The sequence below is a fragment of the Variovorax sp. GW822-FHT04E09 genome (genome assembly GCF_058800845.1).
In genome coordinates this window covers 272,591-291,923 of the sequence record NZ_JBXAMR010000004.1, presented here as the reverse complement: position 1 = coordinate 291,923, position 19,333 = coordinate 272,591, and the positions used below count along the sequence as shown (strand labels likewise).

The following is a 19,333-nucleotide window of genomic DNA, read 5'->3' as shown; positions in this document are numbered from 1 at the left end:
TCAGGATTCCGCCGGTTCGATCGGCACGCGCCGCTCGCGCACGGTGAGCCACGCGCCGGCGGCGCCGCACACGGCGATCATCGCCATGCCGATCAGCGAGAAGCGGTCGGGCACGTGGGAAAAGATGAGCCAGCCGCCCAGCATCGCGAAGGCGATCTGCGAGTACAGGTACGGGGTGAGGGTGGAGGCCGGCGCGCGCTGGTAGGCCAGGATCAGCATGAAGTGGCCCACCGTGCCCATGAAGCCCATGAGGCACAGCAGCGCCCACCATTCCCACGAGGGCAGGGCGGTCCAGGCGAAGGGCACGGCCACCGAGGCCAGCAGCGTGCCGACCCAGCCGGTGTAGAAGTGCATGGTCAGCGGGTTCTCGGTCTGCGCGAGCTTGCTGGTGAGCACCTGGAACCAGGCGTTGGTCAGCACCAGCCCCAGCGGCAGCAGCACGGCCCAGCTGAAGCTGCCGCCGCCCGGCCGCAGGATGACCAGCGTGCCGATGAAGCCGCCGGCCACCAGCGTCCAGCGCAGCGGCGACACCTGTTCCTTGAGCGTGGTGGCGGCCAGCAGCGTGATCACCAGCGGCGCGATCAGCACGATCGACGTGAACTCGGCCAGCGGCATGTAGCGCAGGCTCAGGAAGGCAAAGAGGCTCGAGCCCAGCAGCAGCGCCCCGCGCAGCGCCTGGTAGCGCGGGTGCTGCGTGCGCAGCAGGGCCGTGCCGCGCAGCGGCAAGAGCACCAGCGTGGTGGCCACGGCCTGGAAGGCATAGCGGAACCACACGCCCATGAGGATCGGCACGGCGAGCGTCGAGTACTTGGTGGCGGTGTCCAGCGTGGCGAAGCAGGCCACCGCCAGGATGACCAGCCCGATGCCCGCGAGGATGCGTTCGGATTCGGTGCGGCGGCGGGTTTGCGCTGCGGCGCGTGCCTGGGCCAGCGCGGCGCTGGCCGCGTTGTCGATGCCGGGCCCGGGGCTCTGGCTCACTGCTGGATGCGGTGGCCGAGCAGTTCCCACACCGGCGTGAGGCTGCCGGGCAACGGTGGCAGCTTGCCGAGATCGCAGTGGCTCTCGTCGGGGCTGTGGAAATCGCTGCCGCGCGAGGCGGCGAAATCGAACTCGAGCGCCTTGTCGGCGTACTCGACGAACTCGGCCGGCGTGTGGCTGCCCGTGACGACCTCGATCGCCTGGCCGCCGTGCGCCTTGAATTCGAGGAACAGCGCGTACTCCTCGTTGGCCGTGAACTTGTAGCGGCCCGGGTGCGCGATCACGGCCATGCCCTTGGCGGCGGTGATCCAGTGCACGGCGTCCTTCAGCGAGGCCCAGCGGTGCGGCACGTAGCCGGGCTTGCCTTCGGTGAGGAACTTGCGGAACACCTCGGGGGTGTCGCGGCAGTGGCCTTGCTCGACCAGGAAGCGCGCGAAGTGCGTGCGCGAGATCAGCTCGGGATTGCCGACGAACTTGAGCGCACCTTCGTAGGCGCCGTGGATGCCGACCTTGGCCAACCCCTCGGACATTTCCTGCGCGCGCTTGCCGCGCCCGCCGCGCGTGTCGTACAGGCCCTGAGACATGGCGGCGTCGTCGGGGTCGAAGCCCAGGCCGACGATGTGCACGGTTTCGTTCGCGAAGGTCACCGAGATCTCGGTGCCCGTGAGGTAGCGCATGCCGTTTTCGCGCGCGGCCGCGGCGGCGCGGTGCTGGCCGCCGACCTCGTCGTGGTCGGTGAGGGCCCAGAGCTCGACCCCGTTGGCGGCGGCGCGGGCGGCCAGCGCTTCGGGCGTCAATGTGCCGTCGGAGACCACGGAGTGGCAGTGAAGATCGGCATTGAGAGTAGAAGACACCGGCCGATTCTAGGCGCTCTCGTCCGCCGACACCGGCGTGTGGATGCTTTGCGGTGCTACTAGATAAATAGCATTAACCTCATCGCCCAAGCGGCTTGGCGCGTGCCGTCCCGTGGGCGCTCAGGCGCGCAGGTCGTGCCTGACGAGGTCGGCGGCGCGCTCGGCGATCATGATGATCGGCGCGTTCGTGTTGCCCGACACCAGCCGCGGCATCACCGAGCCGTCCACCACGCGCAGCCCCTGCAGCCCGTGGACCCGCAGGCGGGCATCGACCACCGCGGCGCCGTCGTCGGCGGGGCCCATGGCGCAGGTGCCCACCGGGTGGAAGATGCTGCCGCCGCGGCGGCGCACCCAGTCCAGCAGCTGCGCGTCGCTGGCCAGCGCGGGCCCGGGCTCGTGCTCCTGCGCCAGGTAGCGCGCCAGCGGCGGCGCGGCGGCGATCTCGCGCATCTTGCGCACCAGCCGCACGGCCAGGGCCCGGTCGGCTTCGTGCGACAGGTAGCGCGGCTGGATCGACGGCGCCGCCAGCGGATCGGCCGAGCGCAGCATGATCTCGCCGCGGCTGTGCGGGCGCAGCAGGCAGGCCGACAGCGTCACGCCCGGGAACGGATGCGGCGGCTGGTGCGGCCGCTCGAAGCTCACCAGCCCGAAGTGGATCTGGGCATCGGGCCATCCCGCGGCCTCGTCGTCCGCCGCAAAGAAGGCGCCGGCGCGGTAGACGCCGCCGTTCAGCGCGCCGCCGCGCGTCAGCAGGTAGCGCATGAACTCGCGCGCGCTGCGCCAGCGGCTGTGGGCGATGTCGTTGAGCGTCTCGATGCCGTGGCAGCGGTAGCTGGGCCGCACCTGCAGGTGGTCCTGCAGGTTGCGGCCCACGCCCTCGAGCGGCGCCACCACCGGCAGGCCCAGGCGGCCCAGCAGCCCGGCCGGCCCCACGCCCGAGAGCTGCAGCAGCTGCGGCGACTGGATGGCGCCGGCGCTGAGGATCACCTCGTGCCGCGCCGAGACGCGTTCGACCTTGCCGTCGCGCACACAGTCCACGCCGACAGCGCGCCGCCCCTCGAAACACACGCGGGTCGCCTGCGCGCCCGACAGCACGCGCAGGTTGGGCCGGCTCCGCGCCGGCGCCAGGAAGGCCCGCCCGGTGTCCATGCGCCGGCCATGGCGCGTCGTCATCCGGAAGTAGCCGGCGCCGCTGTTGTCGCCGCCGTTGAAGTCGGCCGTGGGCGCGATGCCGGCATGCGCCGCCGCGGCGATGAAGGCGTCGGACAACGCATCGCGCGGCAGCTCGGACACCCACAGCGGCCCATCGGCCGCGGGCTGCGACCGGTCGAAGTAGGGGCGCACGCTGTCCCAGTCCCAGCCCGGGTTGCCCAGGGCGGCCCACTGGTCGTAGTCGGCGCGGTGGCCGCGCAGGTACAGCATGCCGTTGATGAGGCTGGAGCCGCCCGGCCCCCGCCCGCGCGGCCAGGGCAGGCGGCGCTGCGCCATGTCCGGCTCGGGGTCGGTCTCGAAGCGCCAGTCGTGCCGGGGGTGGCCCACGGTCTTGAAGTAGCCGATGGGAATGCGCAGCCACGGGTTGCGCGAAGGCAGCCCCGCCTCGACCAGCACCACCTGCAGCGCGGGGTCTTCGCTCAGGCGGGCGGCCAGCACGCAGCCTGCCGAGCCGCCCCCGACGATCACGATGTCCGCCTGCATCGCGCGCGCTCAGTCGGCCTTGATGCCGGCGTTGCGGCCCAGGCGCAGCCACTTGTCCGACTCGGCCGCCAGCACGGTGCGAAAGCGCGCCGGCGTCATCGGCTCCGGCTCGAGCGCCAGCGTGGCCAGGCGCTCGCGCACCTCGGGGGCGGCCAGCGCCTTGGCGAGCGCGTCGCCGAGCCGCTCGACGATCTCGCGCGGCGTGCCGCTGCGCACCGTCATGCCGTCGAAGGAGCGCAGCTCGAAGCCCGCGTAGCCCTGCTCGATCATCGTGGGCACGGCGGGCAGGGCCGGCAGGCGTTGCGCGCCGGTCACCGCGAGCGCGCGCAGCTTGCCGGCCTGGATGTGGGGCAGCGCCGCCGACGCGGTCAGGAACATGGTGTCCAGGCGCCCGGCCAGCAGGTCGCCCACCGCCATCGGGAACTGGTTGTACGGCACGTGCGTGAGTTGGCTGCCGGTCTGCTGGGCGAACAGCGCGCCGGCCAGATGCGCCGGCGTGCCGTTGCCGCCGGAGCCGAAGCTCAGCGTGCCCGGCCGGGCCTTGGCCGCGGCCTCCAGTTCGCCCGGCGAGCCCAGCGCCGAGGCGGCGGGCGCCACCAGCACGTTGTAGCTCCAGGCCGTCATGCCGACCGGCTCCAGGCTCTTGAGAAGGTCCAGCGACTGGCCCGGGAACAGCAGCGGCGCCACCAGCGAGGCCGACGACAGCATGTAGACCGTGTAGCCGTCGGCCGGCTGGCGCAGCACCTCGCCCAGGCCCACGGTGCCGGCCGCGCCCGGCCGGTTCTCGACGAACACGGTCTGGCCCAGTCCGCCGGCCATGCGCTCGGCCACCACGCGGCCCGCCACGTCCGCCGGCGTGCCGGGCGCCCACGGCACGATCAGGCGCACGGGCCGGGTCGGGTACGCCTGGGCCGCCGCGCCGGCGGGCAGCAGGCCGGCCAGCAGGGCGGTGGCCATGAGGGCGGCGCAAAAGGATCGCTTCGTCGGTTCGGTCATCGCGGGTCTCCGGGGTGCCAGGGCGGTGGGCGGATTCTGGGCAGGCCGGGGGAGGGCGACAAATGAGAAATCCGAGCGTACTCATACCGTTGTCGATATAAATGGCCATGGCCTCCTTCCTGGAACGAAACCTCACGCTGCGCCAGCTGCGGCTGCTCAGCCAGCTGGGCCGCACGCTCAGCCTGAGCAAGTCGGCCGAGCTGCTCAACACCACCCAGCCGGCGCTGTCGCGCACGCTGGCCCAGCTCGAGGCCACGTTGCAGGTGCGCCTGTTCGAGCGCACCACCAAGCGCATCTCGCCCACGGCGGCGGGGCTGAGCATGGTCCGGCACGCCGACCGCGTGCTGGGCGAGCTGATGCTGGCCGAGGAGTCGCTGCGCGACCTGCGCGTGGGCGTGAGCGGCGAGCTGCGCCTGGGCGTGCTGCCGGTGTTCTCGGCGCAGCGGCTCGCGGCCGCGCTGCTGCAGGCCTCGCAGATGCTGCCCCACGTGCGCCCGATGGTGCAGACGCTGGAGATCGAGGACCTGCACGGCGCGCTGCAGGACGGGCGCATCGACCTCATGCTCGCGCACGCGGAGTGGTCGGTCGACCTCAACCGCGTCGAGGTCACGCCGCTGTACGAGGAGTTCAGCAGCATCGTGGCGGCGCCGCGGCACCGGCTGGCGCTCAAGCGCGCGCCGACCTGGGTCGAGGCCGCCAACGAACGCTGGGTGCTGCCGCCGCACCGCACGCCGCTGCGGCCCAAGCTGGACCGCATGCTGTCGGTGCACCGCCGCCCGGGCGGGCCGCATCCGGCCGACATCCAGGCCGACTCGGCCCCGCTCGCGCTGCACCTCGTGCGCAGCTCGGGCCTGCTGTGGGCCACCGCCAACCACTACGCCGAAGACTTCGAGCGGCGCGGGCTCGTGCGCCGCATCGCCATGCCGGGCGAACTGCTGCGCGGTCCCATGTGCGCCTTCCGCCTGCGCAGCGAGGCGATGAACACGCCCACGCGCGTCTTCCTGCAATGCATGCAGGACGCGGCCGTTGCGCCGCTGCCGTCGTCGGACTGATCGGGCGGGCGGGCGGGCGGGCGGGTGCTGTGGCGCCTCAGCGCTTCTTGCGAAACGCCGTCCAGGCGGCCACGGCGGTGAAGGTGGCGACGATCGCCACCACGATCCAGAACCCGTGCTTGTGCTCCGCCAGCGGAATGCCGCCCACGTTCATGCCGAACAGGCCGGCCAGGATGTTGATCGGCAGCGCCAGCACCGTGACCACCGTCAGCACGAACAGGCTGCGGTTGTTGTCCTCGTTGACGTTGGCGGCGATTTCTTCCTGCAGCAGCTTGATGCGCTCCTGCAGCGCCTGCATGTCGCGCAGCACCACCGAGAACTCCTCGGTCGAGCCGCGCAGCTCCTGCACGTCGGGCTCGGCCATCCAGGCCGGCGGGCCCTGCAGCAGGCGGAACAGCGCGGCCGGCTCGGGCGCCAGCAGCCGCTGCAGCCGCACCAGCAGCCGGCGCAGCACGCCCAGGCGCGCGCGCTTGTGGTCCAGGCGCCCGGCCAGCAGCTCGTCCTCGATGCGGTCGATGCGCGAGGTGACGCCGCGCACGATCTTCACCAGCACGTCGGCCTGCGCGCGCAGCAGGTGCTCGAGCAGCTCGGTGCTCGAGCGCGGCGCCTCGCCCGCCTTCACGGCCGTGCGCAGCGCGTCGACCGAACGCAGCGGCTTGGTGCGCGCCGTGACCACCAGGCGCGGGCCGACACTGATCCACAGCGTCGAGATGTCCGAGGGCTCGAAGCTGAACTCGAAGTGCACGTCGTTGATGACCGCGATCAGCGAGTCGTCGGCGCGCTCGATGCGTGTGGAAGGCAGGCCTTCGTGCAGCGTCTCGTAGAAGGTGTCCGACAGGGCGGCGTGCCGCACCAGCCAGCGTTCGGCGTGCGCATGGCTCAGGTTGAAGTGCAGCCACACGTAGGCGTTGCTGTCGCCGAGATGGCCGGCATCCGCCAGCCACGCGGCGGCCTGCGCCGAATCGATCGCCCGCGCGGGTTCCGGCGCCGCAGCGTCGAACAGGTAGCCGCAGATCAGCCCGGCTTCGTCGCCGCCATAGGACTGCGCGGCGAGGTCATGAAATACCGACAAGGTGCGTGGTCAGAAAAGACATGTGAACAGGCAGACGCCCGTTTGGCGGGCTGCCAGCGTGCCCCGGATGGTGTTCGTGTCATGTGACAACGGCGTGTCGGCTTACAGAAAACAGCCGCAAAACCGTCACGCCGTCGTCATGTGGCGGGTGCAGCATGCTTTTTGTCTACCCGCCACTCTTGCCCCTTTTCATCATGCTGACGAGCGCACTTCCCGACCACGAAGACCTGATGCAACGCATCGCCCGCGACCTGATCGACAGCTACGACGAAGAACTCGAACTGGAGATCGAAGACCGCAACCTCGACGGGCTCGACCCCGCCGCGGCCGCCTCTTCCGTATCCGACAAGGCGGCGCGCCAGGCCTATTTCAAGGAACTCTTTCGCCTGCAGGGCGAGCTGGTCAAGCTGCAGGATTGGGTGCAGCACAGCAAGCAGAAGGTGGTCATTCTTTTCGAGGGCCGCGACGCGGCGGGCAAGGGCGGTGTCATCAAGCGCATCACCCAGCGCCTGAACCCGCGCGTGGCCCGCGTGGCCGCGCTGCCCGCGCCCAACGACCGCGAACGCACGCAGTGGTACTTCCAGCGCTACGTGGCGCACCTGCCGGCCGCCGGCGAGATGGTGCTGTTCGACCGCAGCTGGTACAACCGCGCCGGCGTCGAGCGCGTGATGGGCTTTTGCAGCGACGACGAGTACGAGGAGTTCTTCCGCACCGTGCCCGAGTTCGAGAAGATGCTCGTGCGCTCGGGCATCAAGGTCATCAAGTACTGGTTCTCCATCACCGACGACGAGCAGCACATGCGCTTCCTGGGCCGCATCCACGACCCGCTCAAGCAGTGGAAGCTCAGCCCCATGGACCTCGAAAGCCGCCGCCGCTGGGAGGAATACACCAAGGCGAAAGAGATCATGCTGGAGCGCACCCACATCCCCGAGGCGCCGTGGTGGGTGGTGCAGGCCGTCGACAAGAAGAAGGCGCGCCTGAACTGCATCAGCCACCTGCTGGGCCAGTTGCCGTACCAGGAAGTGGCGCACGCGCCGGTCGAGCTGCCGGCGCGCGAGCGGCATGACGACTACCTGCGCCAACCCGTCCCTGCCAGCATGATCGTCCCGGAAATCTACTGAAGGCTTCGCGGCCGTTTGGCCGCCCGGCGCTTTGCCTGCACACTGCGCCATGGCCCGTCGCTCCACCGCTTCTTTTTTCGCCCGCGCCTATGAGCGCAACCTGAAGGCGCTCACCAAGCTCACGCTGAGCAACGGCAAGCGCGTGGCCGGCCAGGTGCAACGCGCGACCGCCAAGCGGCTCAAGCCGCCGCCCGGCAAGGGCGACTGGATCAGCGGCATGGCGATGGGCGCGGGCGGGGCGCGCGGCTATCACCTGTTCCGTCCGGCCGACCTGGTGCTGCAGCCCGGCGAGAAGCTCCCGCTCATGGTCATGCTGCACGGCTGCGGCCAGACCGGTCGCGACTTCGCGGCCAGCACGCGCATGAACGCGCTCGCCGTGCGCCAGCGCTTTCTCGTGCTCTACCCCGAGCAGGACCGCATCGCCCATCCGCAGGGTTGCTGGAACTGGTACGAGCGCCGCTCCGGCAAGGCCGACGCCGAGGCCGCCACGCTGATGGCCGCCGTCGACCAGGCCTGCATGCTGTACCCCGTCGACCGCGACCGTGTGGCCGTGGCCGGCCTGTCGGCGGGCGCAAGCATGGCGGCGCTGCTGGCCACGCGCTACCCGAACCGTTTTCGCGCAGTGGTCATGCACTCGGGCGTGGCGCCCGGCGCCGCGAAGTCATCGGCCACCGCGCTCGGCGCCATGCGCGGACAGCACGTGCCGCCGATGCCCGTCACCGCGGTCGGCAAGGCCATGGGCGCGGCGGCCGTCTTCACGACGCTGCCGCCGATGCTGGTGCTGCACGGCGACGCCGACGCCGTGGTGGCGCCCAGCAACGCCATGAGCAGCGCGGCCGTCTGGGCCACCGCCGTGGGCGCGCACGCCGGCATGGCGCGCGACCTGCAACGCGGCCAGCGCCGCGCCATGCGCGTGACCGACTTCAAGCGCCAGGGCCGCACGCTGGTCACGCTGTGCGAGATCGCGGGGCTCGGCCACTCGTGGAGCGGCGGGTCGCGGGGGCAGCTGTTCAGCGACCCGCTCGGGCCCGACGCCACGCGCATGACGTGGGCCTTTGCGTCCGCGCAGTTCGACAAGCGCTGAGCGCGCGGCGCCCTGCGCGCATGACCTCGCAGGTCATTGCCGCGATACCGGCCGGTGCCGACAGTGGGGGCCATGACCTCGTCGAACCCTGCCGCTTTTTCTGCCCCATCGATCACGTCCGCCACACCGGGCCGGCTGGGCCTGTGGGTCATGCTCAGTGGCACCTTCCTGGTGGTGCTCGATTTCTTCATCGTCAATGTCGCGCTGCCATCGATGCAGCACGACCTGCAGGCCAGCGCGGGCACGCTGCAGCTGGTGGTGGCGGGCTACGGCCTGGCCACCGCCGCGGGGCTGGTCACGGGCGGGCGGCTGGGCGACCTGTTCGGCCGGCGCCGCATGTTCATGCTCGGCCTGCTGCTGTTCACGCTCGCCTCGGCCGCCTGCGGCGTGGCACCGAACGCCGGGCTGCTCGTGGCCGCGCGCCTGCTGCAGGGCCTGGCCGGTGCGCTGCTGCAGCCGCAGGTGCTCGCGATGATCGGCCTGGCCTACGCGGGCGAAGACCGGACACGCGCCTTCGCGGCCTACGGCCTCACGCTGGGCCTGGCGGCCACGCTGGGGCAGCTGGTGGGCGGCGCGCTGATCCATGCCGACCTTGCGGGGCTCGGCTGGCGCAGCTGCTTTCTCATCAACGTGCCCATCGGCCTGCTGGCGCTCGTGCTCGCGCCGCGCGTGGTGCCGCCGCTGGCGCAGGGCCGCGGCGACAGCCGGCTCGACCTCGCCGGCATGGCGCTGGTCGCGGCCGGTTCGGTGGCCGTGGTGCTGCCGCTGGTCGAAGGGCGCCAGCAGGGCTGGCCGTTGTGGAGCTGGCTGTGCCTGGCCGCCGCGGTGCCGCTGTGGGGCCTCTTCGCCGGGCAGCAGCGCGGCCTCGCGGCACGCGGCGGTGCGCCGCTGGTGGCGCCGGTGCTGCTCGCCAACCGCCGCTTCGTGACCGGGCTGCTCACCACGCTGGCCTTCTATGCGGGCAACGCCTCGTTCTACTTCGTGCTCGCGCTGTACCTACAGCAGGGGATGGGGCTGGGTGCGCTCCACTCGGGCATCGTTTTCACGGCGCTGGCCGTGGGCTTCTTCGCGACCTCGATGGCCGGCGCCCGCATCGCCCGCCGCTTCGGCGGCACGCCACCGATCGCGCTCGGCGCCCTCGTGCTCGCGGCGGGGCATGCGTTGCAGTGCGCCAACGTGGCCGGCTGGCCGGGGCACACGCATGTCGTGGCGTGGATGGTGCCGCTGCTGTTCGTGCAGGGCGCGGGGCTCGGCATGGTGATGGCGCCGCTGGTGTCCACCGTGCTGGCCGGCCTGCCGCCGCAGCACGCGGGCGTGGCGTCGGGCGTGCTGTCGATGGTGCAGCAGGCGGGCAATGCGCTGGGGGTGGCGTTGGTGGGGATCCTGTTCTATGGGCAACTGGGGCACGGCGCCGACGCCGCAGGCCATGCGAGCGCGCTCGGCGTCGCGCTGCTCTACCTGATGGGCACGGCCTTGCTGGTGGCCGTGCTGCATCGCACAGGCGTGCGACAGCGTCAGGTGGCGGCAGGCGGGGGCAAACCGGACAGCGCCGAGGCCACGCGCTGACAGGCGACGATGAGGTCGCGAACGATGCGTTCGTCGATGTTCATGTCGCCTTCGTATTCACCGAGATTGCGAATCTCGTGCCCCTTGGCCAGCACGCGCCAGACTTCCGGCCCCAATGCCAGGGTGTGCGGCAGCACTTGGAAGACGATGAAGCGGTTGCCCGATCGATAGCCATGCCATCGCAGCGCCGCGAGGCACAAGGCATGTGCCGCGTTGTAAGCCAGGTCGAAGCGGCTTTCCAGCGAGAGCTGGGCGACCTGCGCATCGGCCAGGCGCGCCAGCCCGGAGCGAAGCAAGCCCGCGAATTCGCGCGCATCGGGTGCTTCGGCCGTCAGCGGTTTCGTCGGGCCGCACAGGTTGTCAAGCGGGGAGGGCATGCGCGTCGCCGATCACCCAGAGCTTGGGCTGTGCCATGACGCGCGTGACGAAAGATTCGCCGTCCTTGAGCTTTCGCATCAGTTCTTTCCTCGTGAACAGGGTCGGGTTCACTGTACGGCCGAGGCGCGCAGAGACGGCGTCGAGGGCGAGAAAGAGGTCCGAATAGGCAAGTTCTTCACTGATCAGCAGCAGGTCGATGTCGCTGGCGGCGGTGTCGCTCTTCTTGGCCACCGAGCCGAAGACGAAGGCCGCGTCGATCTTGTCGGCCACGGGCGCCAGTGCATCGCGCAGCGGGCCCGCGAGCCCGAAGGTCTTGCGCACGATGCTGCACAGCTCCTCGAAGATCGGTGCGTCCGCGTTCGCGCGGTAGTGTTTCTGGTTGCCGACACGCGACGTCGTGAGCAGCCCGCTGTCGGTCAGCTGCTGGAGTTCTCGCTGCACTGCGCCCGAGCCCGCACCGGTAAGCTTGATCAATTCACTGGAAAAGAAGCTCCGGTCCGGCTGCCCGAAGAGACAGCCCAGCACGCGTTGCTGCGTGGTCGTGAACAAGGCGTCCGCCAGGCTGGCGGACTTCTCGACAACCGGTGCCGGTGATTTCAATTTACCCATTTTGGGTATGTTAATGCCCAAAATGGGTTTCTCCAACCCTACAGGAATGCCATGGCCGATGACCTGCAATCGCTGACCCAGGCCTTGCGCGACTTCGCACAAGCCCGCGACTGGGAGCAATTTCACTCCCCCAAGAACCTCGCCGCCGCGCTGTCGGTCGAAGCGGCGGAGCTGCTCGAGCATTTCCAGTGGCTCACCGAAGCGCAAAGCCGGGCGCTGCCCGCAGACCAGCGCGCGCAGATCGGCACCGAGATCGCGGACGTCCTGCTCTACCTGCTGCAGCTGGCCGACAAGCTCGGCATCGACCCGGTCGAGGCGGCGAAGCACAAGATGCTCGCCAACGCCGTGAAGTACCCGGCCCCGCCGCCCGCCTGAGTACCTCCGTGTACGCCACCCGGCGTATTTCCCCTTTGTGGTGCGTTCCGCAGACTCCTCTCCATCGCCAGCCCCGCGCTGTCGACAAGGTTCAACCCACCCGGAGCAGGAGTCCACATGCAACGTCGTTTCACCCTCAAGGCGCTCACCGCCGCCGTCGCGCTGGCCAGCATTTCTGCTGCCCCCGCATTCGCTGCCGACACCATCAAGGTCGGCGTGCTGCACTCGCTGTCGGGCACGATGGCCATCTCGGAAACCGTGTTGAAAGACACGGTGCTGATGGCCATCGACGACATCAACAAGAAGGGCGGCGTGCTGGGCAAGCAGCTGGAGCCCGTGGTGGTCGACCCGGCCTCCAACTGGCCGCTGTTCGCTGAAAAAACCAAGCAGCTGCTCGGCCAGGACAAGGTCTCGGTGATCTTCGGCTGCTGGACCTCGGTGTCGCGCAAGTCGGTGCTGCCGGTGGTCGAGGAAATGAACGGCCTCTTGTTCTACCCCGTGCAGTACGAAGGCGAAGAGCTCTCGAAGAACGTGTTCTACACGGGCGCCGCGCCCAACCAGCAAGCCATTCCGGCCGTCGACTACCTCATGAGCAAGGAAGGCGGCGGCGCCAAGCGCTGGGTGCTGCTGGGCACCGACTACGTGTACCCCCGCACCACCAACAAGATCCTGCGCGCCTACCTCAAGAGCAAGGGCGTGGCCGACAAGGATATCGACGAGAAGTACACCCCCTTCGGGCACAGCGACTACCAGACCATCGTCGCCGACATCAAGAAGTTCTCGGCCGGCGGCAAGACGGCGGTGGTGTCGACCATCAACGGCGACTCCAACGTGCCCTTCTACAAGGAACTGGGCAACGCCGGCCTGAAGGCCAAGGACGTGCCGGTGGTCGCCTTCTCGGTGGGCGAGGAAGAACTGCGCGGCGTGGACACCAAGCCGCTCGTGGGCCACCTCGCGGCATGGAACTACTTCATGTCGATCAAGAACCCGACCAACACAGCGTTCATCAAGCAGTGGAGCGACTACGCCAAGGCCAAGAACATCGCCGGCCACAAGGACAAGCCGCTCACCAACGACCCGATGGAAGCCACCTGGATCGGCATCCACATGTGGAAGCAGGCGGTGGAGAAGGCCAAGTCGACCGACACCGACAAGGTGATCGCCGCCATGGCCGGCCAGACCTTCACGGCGCCGTCGGGCATCGTCTCGAAGATGGACGAGAAGAACCATCACCTGCACAAGAGCGTGTTCATCGGCGAGATCAAGGCCGACGGCCAGTTCAGCGTGGTGTGGAAGACGCCGGGCCCGGTCAAGGCCAAGCCGTGGAGCCCGTACATCGAAGGCAACGACAAGAAGCCCGATTACCCGGCCGGCAAGTCGATGTAAGTGTGTTTCTCCCTCCCCCGCTGGGGGAGGGCAGGGGTGGGGGCTGACGGCGGTCGATCAGGTCGCAGCGCCTGAATGAGCGCCGCGTGCCCCCATCCCAACCTTCCCCCGGAAGGGGAAGGGGCCAACCCCAACTTCCAGTTTCATGATGCTTCGACGAACCCTTCACTGCGCATTCGCCGCCATGCTCCTCGCAGCGTCGGCCGCCCACGCGCTGACCGCCGACGAAGCCCGGGCCATCGCCTCCGGCGAGTCCGAAGCCCGCATCGCCGCACTCAACAAGGCCGTCCTCACTGCCGACGACAAGACCGCCGCGTTCATCCAGGCGATGTCCGACGACGCCGTGAAGTACACCGAAGACAAGGTCTTCGTGATGAAGGACGACAAGGGCTTCGACCCCGTCACCGGCTCCGAGCTGAAGGTGCCCGACACCGCCGAGGACGTCGTCAACAACAACCTCATGCGCGGCGCACTCGATGCCGCACAGGCCGCACTCAAGCTCACGAGCACCGACGACGCGGTGCGCGCCGAAGCTGCGCAGGCGCTCTTCAAGGAGCCCGACGAGTCGCGCATTCCCATGGTCGAGAAGGCGCTGGCCGCCGAGACCAACCCCAAGATCAAGGCGCAGCTCGAGCTGGTGCGTGCCGCCAGCATGCTCACGAGCGCCGACAAGGCCAAGCGCCTGGCCGCGGCCAAGGAGCTGGGCAACAACCGCAACCCCGACACCAAGCTGCTGCTCAACCAACGCCTGGCCGACGAAACCGAGGCCGACGTCAAGGCGGCCATCACCGCATCGATCGCCAACATCGACGGCGCGCTGGTCTGGGGCGACCGCATCAACGCCGTGTTCAGCGGCATCAGCCTGGGCTCGGTGCTGCTGCTCGCCGCGCTCGGCCTGGCCATCACCTACGGCCTCATGGGCGTCATCAACATGGCGCACGGCGAGCTGATGATGATCGGCGCCTACGCCACCTACGTGATGCAGGGCATCTTCCAGAAGTACATGCCCGAGGCGGCGTTCGGCTGGTACCTGGTGGCCGCGATTCCCGTGTCCTTCCTCGCCTCGGCGCTCGTGGGCGCGGTGCTCGAGCGCGGCGTGATCCGCTTCCTCTACGGCCGTCCGCTTGAGACGCTGCTCGCCACCTGGGGCATCAGCCTGATGCTGCAGCAGCTCGTGCGATCGCTCTTCGGCGCACAGAACGTCGGCGTCGAAAACCCCGGCTGGATGAGTGGCGGTTTCACCATGCTCAGCAACGTCACGCTGCCGTGGAACCGCATCTGCATCATCGTCTTTGCCGCTCTGGTGTTGCTTGCGATGGGCTGGCTCATCGGCAAGACGCGCCTGGGCCTGTTCGTGCGCGGCGTCACGCAGAACCGACCGATCGCCTCGTGCATGGGCGTGAACACCGCGCGCATCGACACCTACGCCTTCGCGCTCGGCTCCGGCATCGCGGGCCTGGCGGGCTGCGCGCTGAGCCAGATCGGCAACGTCGGTCCTGACCTGGGCCAGAGCTACATCGTCGACAGCTTCATGGTGGTCGTGATGGGCGGCGTCGGCCAGCTCGCGGGCACCGTGTATGCGGCGCTGGGGCTGGGCATTCTCAACAAGTTCATCGAAGGCTGGGCGGGCGCGGTGCTCGCGAAGATCGCGGTGCTTGTCTTCATCATCATCTTCATCCAGAAGCGCCCGCAAGGCATCTTCGCGATGAAGGGCCGGAGCGCAGAGGCATGAGCAAGGTCACATTGCCAACCAAGGGGCCGCTGCTGAGCGGCAAGGGCTGGACGGCCTTCTTCGTCGCGCTCATCGTGGTGTGCGCTGTGGCGCCCGTGCTCAACATGTGGGTGCCGGCCGACAGCCCGCTGCACATGAGCGACTACGCCGTGGCGCTGGTCGGCAAGATCATGTGCTACGCCATCTGCGCGCTGGCCATGGACCTGATCTGGGGCTACACCGGCATCCTGTCGCTCGGCCACGGCCTGTTCTTCGCGCTGGGTGGCTACATGATGGGCATGTACCTCATGCGCCAGATCGGCCGCGACGGCAACTACAAGAGCGACCTGCCCGACTTCATGGTGTTCCTCGACTGGAAGGAACTGCCCTGGCACTGGACTTTCAGCGGCAGCTTCGGCATGACGCTGCTGCTCATCGTGGCGGTGCCCGGCCTCATCGCCTTCGTGTTCGGCTTCTTCGCCTTCCGCTCGCGCATCAAGGGCGTGTATTTCTCGATCATCACGCAGGCCATGACCTTCGCGGCGATGCTGCTGTTCTTCCGCAACGAGACGGGCTTCGGCGGCAACAACGGCTTCACCGACTTCAAGCGCATCCTGAACATCCCGATCGCCACGCAGGAGATGCGCATGACGCTCTTCGCGCTCACCGGCCTCACGCTGCTGGGCTTCTTCCTCTTTGCCAAGTGGCTCATCGGCAGCAAGTTCGGCCGCGTGCTGCAGGCCATTCGCGATGCCGAAACGCGCGTCATGTTCTCGGGCTACAACCCGCTGCCGTACAAGCTCACGATCTGGGTCATCTCCGCCGTGATGTGCGGCGTGGCCGGCGCGCTGTACGTGCCGCAGGTGGGCATCATCAACCCGGGCGAGATGAGCGCGGCCAACTCCATCGAGATCGCGGTGTGGGCCGCAGTCGGCGGGCGCGCCACGCTGATCGGGCCGATCATTGGCGCCTTCATCGTCAACGGCGCCAAGAGCTGGCTCACGGTGGCCTACCCCGAGTACTGGCTGTACTTCCTGGGTGCGTTGTTCATTGCTGTCACGCTGTTCCTGCCGAACGGCATCGTGGGGTTGGTGCGCAAGTGGTTGTCGCGCGAGAAGATGCAGAAGGCTGAGCCGCCGGCCGCGAAGAAAGCGCGGCGCGAGCCCGCCGCCTCGCATGCCGAGCCTGAAGCGACCGTGCAGGCACCTCTGGCCGCCGATGTGAAGGGAGCCCGCGCATGACGCCCGACCTGATGGAAGCCGGCGCCGAGCGCGCCGCACGCGCAGCCGGCCTGCACGCCGCCACGGGCCAGACCGAATCGGGTGGCCGCACCGCAGGCTTCAGCCGCATCGCCACGCCGGGCGAGGTCGACATCACCCACGGCCGCATCCTGTACCTCGAAGACGTGAGTGTGAGCTTCGACGGCTTCAAGGCCATCAACAAGCTCTCGCTCGACATCGCGCCGGGCGAGCTGCGCTGCATCATCGGCCCCAACGGCGCGGGCAAGACCACGATGATGGACATCATCACCGGCAAGACCCGGCCCGATTCGGGCACTGTGTTCTTCGGCAGCACCATCGACCTCCTGCGCCACCGCGAGGCCGACATTGCGCAGCTGGGCATCGGCCGCAAGTTCCAGAAGCCGACGGTGTTCGAGCACCTCACCGTGTTCGAGAACCTCGAGCTGGCGCTCAAGACCGACAAGGGCGTGCGCGCCTCGATGCTGTTCAGGCTCGACTCGGCGCAGAGCGACCGCCTGGCCGAAGTGCTGGAGACGATTCACCTGGCCGACAGCGTGTCGCGTCTGGCCGGCAACCTCAGCCACGGCCAGAAGCAGTGGCTCGAGATCGGCATGCTGCTGATGCAGGACCCGAAGCTGCTGCTGCTCGACGAGCCCGTGGCCGGCATGACCGACGAGGAAACCGCTCGCACCGCCGAGCTGTTCCTCACACTCAAGGGCAAGCACTCGCTGATGGTGGTGGAGCACGACATGAGCTTCATCCGCACCATCTCCGAGATCGTCACCGTGCTGTGCGATGGCTCGGTGCTCGCGCAGGGAACGCTCGACGAAGTGCAGGCCGACGAACGCGTGATCGAGGTCTACCTTGGCCGGTGAACTTGTCGCCGCGGCCAGAGCCGCCGGCATCAACGCCACGACCAGCGCCCGGTGTGCGGTGCGGCGTGGGCGGCCCCTCTGTGCCGCCGAGGAGCACAGCGTTTCGCGGATCAGGGCTCGCAGCTGTTTGAGCGCAGCGAGTTCTGCGAGACCCCGCGAAACGCGAGCACCGCAGGGCAGCCCGAAGGGCCGGCACAGTGGGGCCGACCGCGCCGTGCCGCGCACCGGGCGCCCCCGATAAAGACCAAGGAAGGCATCCCACCATGCTGACAGTCAAGAACATCCACCAGTACTACGGCGGCTCCCACATCCTCAGAGATGTGAGCTTCGAGGCGACACTCGGCAAGGTCACGGTCCTGCTCGGCCGCAACGGCGTAGGCAAGACCACGCTGTTGAAGTCGCTCATGGGCCTCGTGCCCATCAAGAGCGGCAGCATCGAACTCGAAGGCAAGCCGATCCACAAGGCCACGCCCTACGACAGGGCCAGGGCCGGCATCGGCTTCGTCCCGCAGGGCCGCGAGATCTTCGCGCGGCTCACGGTGGAAGAGAACCTGCGCATGGGCCTGGCCTACAAGAGCGGCGGCACGCCGATTCCTGCGGAGCTGTTCGAGCTGTTCCCGGTGCTCAAGCAGATGATCAACCGAAGAGGCGGCGACCTCTCGGGCGGGCAGCAACAGCAACTGGCGATTGCGCGCGCCCTCGCGCCCAAGCCCAAGCTGCTGATCCTCGACGAGCCCACCGAGGGCATCCAGCCCAGCATCATCAAGGACATCGGCCGCGTCATCCGCATGCTCGCCGACCGCGGCGACATGGCCATCGTGCTGTGCGAGCAGTACTACGACTTCGCGCAGGAGCTGGCCGACGACTACCTCGTGATGGAGCGCGGCGAAGTCATTGCGCGCGGCCTGGGCAAGGACATGGAAGCGCAGGGCGTGCGGCAGTTGGTTGCCATCTGAATTGCAAGACGGTACCGACGCGGCGCACGAGAGGATCTTCACAATTTAAGGGTTTACCCTAGAATCGGGCCTTGCCCGCGTCCGCCGGGCACCCCCCAGGAGCCCGGCCTTGAACGCCTCACCGTCCGCCCGCGAAGGCGCGGAAACCACCGCCATTGCACCGTCCGTCTCGTCCGCCCAGTTCCTGCGCGCGGTGCTCGCGCTCGGCGTCGGCGGCTTTGCCATCGGCACCGGCGAGTTCGTCATCATGGGCCTGCTGCCCGAGGTCGCGAAAGACATCGCCGTCACCATCCCGCAGGCCGGCCACGTCATCAGCGCCTACGCGCTGGGCGTGGTCATCGGCGCGCCCGTGCTCGCGGTGCTGGCCGCCGGCTGGGGCCGACGCGCGCTGCTGATCGCGCTGATGGCCGTGTTCGCGGCTGGCAACTTCGCCAGCGCGATGGCGCCCGGCTACCTGTCGCTCAACCTGCTGCGCTTTGCCACCGGCCTGCCGCACGGCACCTACTTCGGCGTGGCCGCGCTCGTGGCCGCCACGCTCGCGCCACCGGGGCGCCGCGCGCGCGCCGTCGGCCTCGTGATGCTGGGGCTCACCGGCGCCACGCTGGTCGGCGTGCCCATCGCGGCGTGGCTGGGCCAGCTGTTCGGCTGGCGCGCGGCCTTCGTGTTCGTGGGCGTCATCGCGCTCGTCGCCGTGGTGCTGCTGCGCCACGACGTGCCCGATATCGCACCCGCTGCCGGCGCCAGCCCGTGGCGCGAACTCGGCGCGCTCAAGCGCAAGCAGGTGTGGTTCACGCTGGGCATCGGCGCCATCGGCTTCGGCGGCATGTTCGCCGTGTTCAGCTACATCAAGCCCACGCTGATCGAAGTGGCCGGCCTGCCGCTGGGCGGCGTGCCCTTCGTGCTCGCGCTGTTTGGCCTGGGCATGGTCACCGGCAACCTCGTGGGCTCGCGGCTGGCCGACAAGTCGCTCATGCGCACCATCGGCGGCGTGCTCGTCTACGCGGCGCTCGTGCTCGCCAGCTTCACCTTCGCCGCGCACCACGTCGTGACGGCGGCCTTCACCGTCTTCCTGATCGGCACCACCGTCGCCATCGGCCCGGCCCTGCAGATCCGCCTGATGGACGTGGCCGGCGACGCGCAAACGCTCGCCGCCGCGCTCAACCACTCGGCCTTCAACATGGCCAACGCCCTCGGCGCCTGGCTCGGCGGCGTCGCCATTGCGGCCGGCCTGGGCTGGACCTCGACCGGCTGGGTCGGCGCGCTGCTGGCGCTGGCGGGCGTGGGCATCTTTGCCTGGGCGGTCGCGAGCGCGCGTGCGGATGCGCGGCGGCCGGTGGCTGTGGTTTGCGAAGGGTCGGTGGGCTGAGGCTCGCCGATCGGGGCA

At 69.2% G+C, this 19,333-nt stretch carries 18 protein-coding genes; 11 read left to right on the top strand and 7 right to left on the bottom strand.

Annotated elements, in window-relative coordinates; all coding sequences use genetic code 11:
- The 4 genes from AC1RL8_RS18370 to AC1RL8_RS18355 form a co-directional block, all read right to left on the bottom strand.
- Positions 1-978 (bottom strand): DMT family transporter, encoded by a 978-nt coding sequence (locus AC1RL8_RS18370; protein ID WP_492685911.1) that lies wholly within the window; start codon positions 976-978, stop codon positions 1-3.
- The gene (locus tag AC1RL8_RS18365; protein ID WP_062482136.1) at positions 975-1,832 is read right to left on the bottom strand and encodes a 3',5'-nucleoside bisphosphate phosphatase; all 858 of its coding nucleotides are present in this window, start codon (positions 1,830-1,832) and stop codon (positions 975-977) included. The genes AC1RL8_RS18370 and AC1RL8_RS18365 overlap by 4 nt, the downstream gene beginning before the upstream one ends.
- A gap of 120 nt (positions 1,833-1,952) precedes the next feature.
- Positions 1,953-3,527 carry a GMC family oxidoreductase gene (locus AC1RL8_RS18360; protein ID WP_492685912.1) on the bottom strand — a complete coding sequence of 525 codons (1,575 nt, stop codon included), beginning with the start codon at positions 3,525-3,527 and terminating at the stop codon, positions 1,953-1,955.
- A gap of 9 nt (positions 3,528-3,536) precedes the next feature.
- Positions 3,537-4,523 (bottom strand): Bug family tripartite tricarboxylate transporter substrate binding protein, encoded by a 987-nt coding sequence (locus tag AC1RL8_RS18355; RefSeq protein WP_492685913.1) that lies wholly within the window; start codon positions 4,521-4,523, stop codon positions 3,537-3,539.
- A gap of 107 nt (positions 4,524-4,630) precedes the next feature.
- Here AC1RL8_RS18355 and AC1RL8_RS18350 point away from each other — a divergent pair, with 107 nt between their 5' ends.
- The gene (locus AC1RL8_RS18350) at positions 4,631-5,575 is read left to right on the top strand and encodes a LysR family transcriptional regulator (RefSeq protein ID WP_492685914.1); all 945 of its coding nucleotides are present in this window, start codon (positions 4,631-4,633) and stop codon (positions 5,573-5,575) included.
- A gap of 37 nt (positions 5,576-5,612) precedes the next feature.
- Here AC1RL8_RS18350 and AC1RL8_RS18345 read toward each other — a convergent pair whose 3' ends face one another.
- Positions 5,613-6,647, bottom strand: coding sequence for a transporter (locus AC1RL8_RS18345; RefSeq protein ID WP_492685915.1), 1,035 nt, complete (start codon positions 6,645-6,647; stop codon positions 5,613-5,615).
- Between the two features lie 194 nt (positions 6,648-6,841).
- Between AC1RL8_RS18345 and ppk2 the strand changes: the two genes are divergently transcribed.
- The 3 genes from ppk2 to AC1RL8_RS18330 all read left to right on the top strand — a co-directional run bounded on the left by ppk2 (position 6,842) and on the right by AC1RL8_RS18330 (position 10,418).
- Entirely contained in the window at positions 6,842-7,768 is a 927-nt protein-coding gene (ppk2, locus tag AC1RL8_RS18340; RefSeq protein WP_492685916.1) for a polyphosphate kinase 2, read from the top strand.
- 49 nt (positions 7,769-7,817) lie between these two features.
- Positions 7,818-8,852 (top strand): extracellular catalytic domain type 1 short-chain-length polyhydroxyalkanoate depolymerase, encoded by a 1,035-nt coding sequence (locus tag AC1RL8_RS18335; protein ID WP_070061595.1) that lies wholly within the window; start codon positions 7,818-7,820, stop codon positions 8,850-8,852.
- 72 nt (positions 8,853-8,924) lie between these two features.
- Positions 8,925-10,418 (top strand): MFS transporter, encoded by a 1,494-nt coding sequence (locus AC1RL8_RS18330; RefSeq protein ID WP_492685917.1) that lies wholly within the window; start codon positions 8,925-8,927, stop codon positions 10,416-10,418.
- Here AC1RL8_RS18330 and AC1RL8_RS18325 read toward each other — a convergent pair.
- Together AC1RL8_RS18325 and AC1RL8_RS18320 are read right to left on the bottom strand one after the other, a co-directional pair.
- Complete coding sequence (locus tag AC1RL8_RS18325; RefSeq protein ID WP_492685918.1) at positions 10,367-10,795, bottom strand: hypothetical protein; 429 nt, start codon at positions 10,793-10,795, stop codon at positions 10,367-10,369. The genes AC1RL8_RS18330 and AC1RL8_RS18325 overlap by 52 nt on opposite strands.
- Positions 10,779-11,474: a nucleotidyltransferase domain-containing protein gene (locus AC1RL8_RS18320; RefSeq protein ID WP_492685919.1), complete on the bottom strand. Its 696-nt coding sequence runs from the start codon at positions 11,472-11,474 to the stop codon at positions 10,779-10,781. Before AC1RL8_RS18320 ends, AC1RL8_RS18325 begins: the two co-directional genes overlap by 17 nt.
- On the opposite strand from AC1RL8_RS18320, the gene AC1RL8_RS18315 reads away from it, so the two are divergent.
- The 7 genes from AC1RL8_RS18315 to AC1RL8_RS18285 all read left to right on the top strand — a co-directional run bounded on the left by AC1RL8_RS18315 (position 11,457) and on the right by AC1RL8_RS18285 (position 19,315).
- Complete coding sequence (locus tag AC1RL8_RS18315) at positions 11,457-11,780, top strand: nucleotide pyrophosphohydrolase (protein ID WP_492685920.1); 324 nt, start codon at positions 11,457-11,459, stop codon at positions 11,778-11,780. The genes AC1RL8_RS18320 and AC1RL8_RS18315 overlap by 18 nt on opposite strands.
- A 117-nt stretch (positions 11,781-11,897) precedes the next feature.
- Positions 11,898-13,166 (top strand): urea ABC transporter substrate-binding protein, encoded by a 1,269-nt coding sequence (gene urtA, locus AC1RL8_RS18310; protein WP_013543023.1) that lies wholly within the window; start codon positions 11,898-11,900, stop codon positions 13,164-13,166.
- Between the two features lie 184 nt (positions 13,167-13,350).
- Positions 13,351-14,898, top strand: coding sequence for an urea ABC transporter permease subunit UrtB (gene urtB / locus AC1RL8_RS18305; protein ID WP_492685921.1), 1,548 nt, complete (start codon positions 13,351-13,353; stop codon positions 14,896-14,898).
- Positions 14,895-16,118 (top strand): urea ABC transporter permease subunit UrtC, encoded by a 1,224-nt coding sequence (gene urtC / locus AC1RL8_RS18300; RefSeq protein WP_492685922.1) that lies wholly within the window; start codon positions 14,895-14,897, stop codon positions 16,116-16,118. Before urtB ends, urtC begins: the two co-directional genes overlap by 4 nt.
- Positions 16,115-16,993 (top strand): urea ABC transporter ATP-binding protein UrtD, encoded by an 879-nt coding sequence (gene urtD / locus AC1RL8_RS18295; protein ID WP_095744117.1) that lies wholly within the window; start codon positions 16,115-16,117, stop codon positions 16,991-16,993. Before urtC ends, urtD begins: the two co-directional genes overlap by 4 nt.
- A gap of 263 nt (positions 16,994-17,256) precedes the next feature.
- Complete coding sequence (gene urtE, locus AC1RL8_RS18290; RefSeq protein ID WP_062472198.1) at positions 17,257-17,949, top strand: urea ABC transporter ATP-binding subunit UrtE; 693 nt, start codon at positions 17,257-17,259, stop codon at positions 17,947-17,949.
- Positions 17,950-18,058: 109 nt separating this feature from the next.
- Complete coding sequence (locus AC1RL8_RS18285) at positions 18,059-19,315, top strand: MFS transporter (protein WP_492685923.1); 1,257 nt, start codon at positions 18,059-18,061, stop codon at positions 19,313-19,315.
- The last annotated feature ends 18 nt before the right edge of the window (positions 19,316-19,333 follow it).

What these genes read in the sequence shown, in the direction of transcription:
- AC1RL8_RS18360 (WP_492685912.1), bottom strand. Translation starts at nt 3,527, where the DNA reads ATGCAGGCGGACATCGTGATCGTCGGGGGCGGCTCGGCAGGCTGCGTG.
- AC1RL8_RS18355 (WP_492685913.1), bottom strand. Translation starts at nt 4,523, where the DNA reads ATGACCGAACCGACGAAGCGATCCTTTTGCGCCGCCCTCATGGCCACC.
- AC1RL8_RS18350 (WP_492685914.1), top strand. Translation starts at nt 4,631, where the DNA reads ATGGCCTCCTTCCTGGAACGAAACCTCACGCTGCGCCAGCTGCGGCTG.
- ppk2 (WP_492685916.1), top strand. Translation starts at nt 6,842, where the DNA reads ATGCTGACGAGCGCACTTCCCGACCACGAAGACCTGATGCAACGCATC.
- AC1RL8_RS18335 (WP_070061595.1), top strand. Translation starts at nt 7,818, where the DNA reads ATGGCCCGTCGCTCCACCGCTTCTTTTTTCGCCCGCGCCTATGAGCGC.
- AC1RL8_RS18330 (WP_492685917.1), top strand. Translation starts at nt 8,925, where the DNA reads ATGACCTCGTCGAACCCTGCCGCTTTTTCTGCCCCATCGATCACGTCC.
- AC1RL8_RS18325 (WP_492685918.1), bottom strand. Translation starts at nt 10,795, where the DNA reads ATGCCCTCCCCGCTTGACAACCTGTGCGGCCCGACGAAACCGCTGACG.
- AC1RL8_RS18315 (WP_492685920.1), top strand. Translation starts at nt 11,457, where the DNA reads ATGGCCGATGACCTGCAATCGCTGACCCAGGCCTTGCGCGACTTCGCA.
- urtA (WP_013543023.1), top strand. Translation starts at nt 11,898, where the DNA reads ATGCAACGTCGTTTCACCCTCAAGGCGCTCACCGCCGCCGTCGCGCTG.
- urtB (WP_492685921.1), top strand. Translation starts at nt 13,351, where the DNA reads ATGCTCCTCGCAGCGTCGGCCGCCCACGCGCTGACCGCCGACGAAGCC.
- urtC (WP_492685922.1), top strand. Translation starts at nt 14,895, where the DNA reads ATGAGCAAGGTCACATTGCCAACCAAGGGGCCGCTGCTGAGCGGCAAG.
- urtD (WP_095744117.1), top strand. Translation starts at nt 16,115, where the DNA reads ATGACGCCCGACCTGATGGAAGCCGGCGCCGAGCGCGCCGCACGCGCA.
- urtE (WP_062472198.1), top strand. Translation starts at nt 17,257, where the DNA reads ATGCTGACAGTCAAGAACATCCACCAGTACTACGGCGGCTCCCACATC.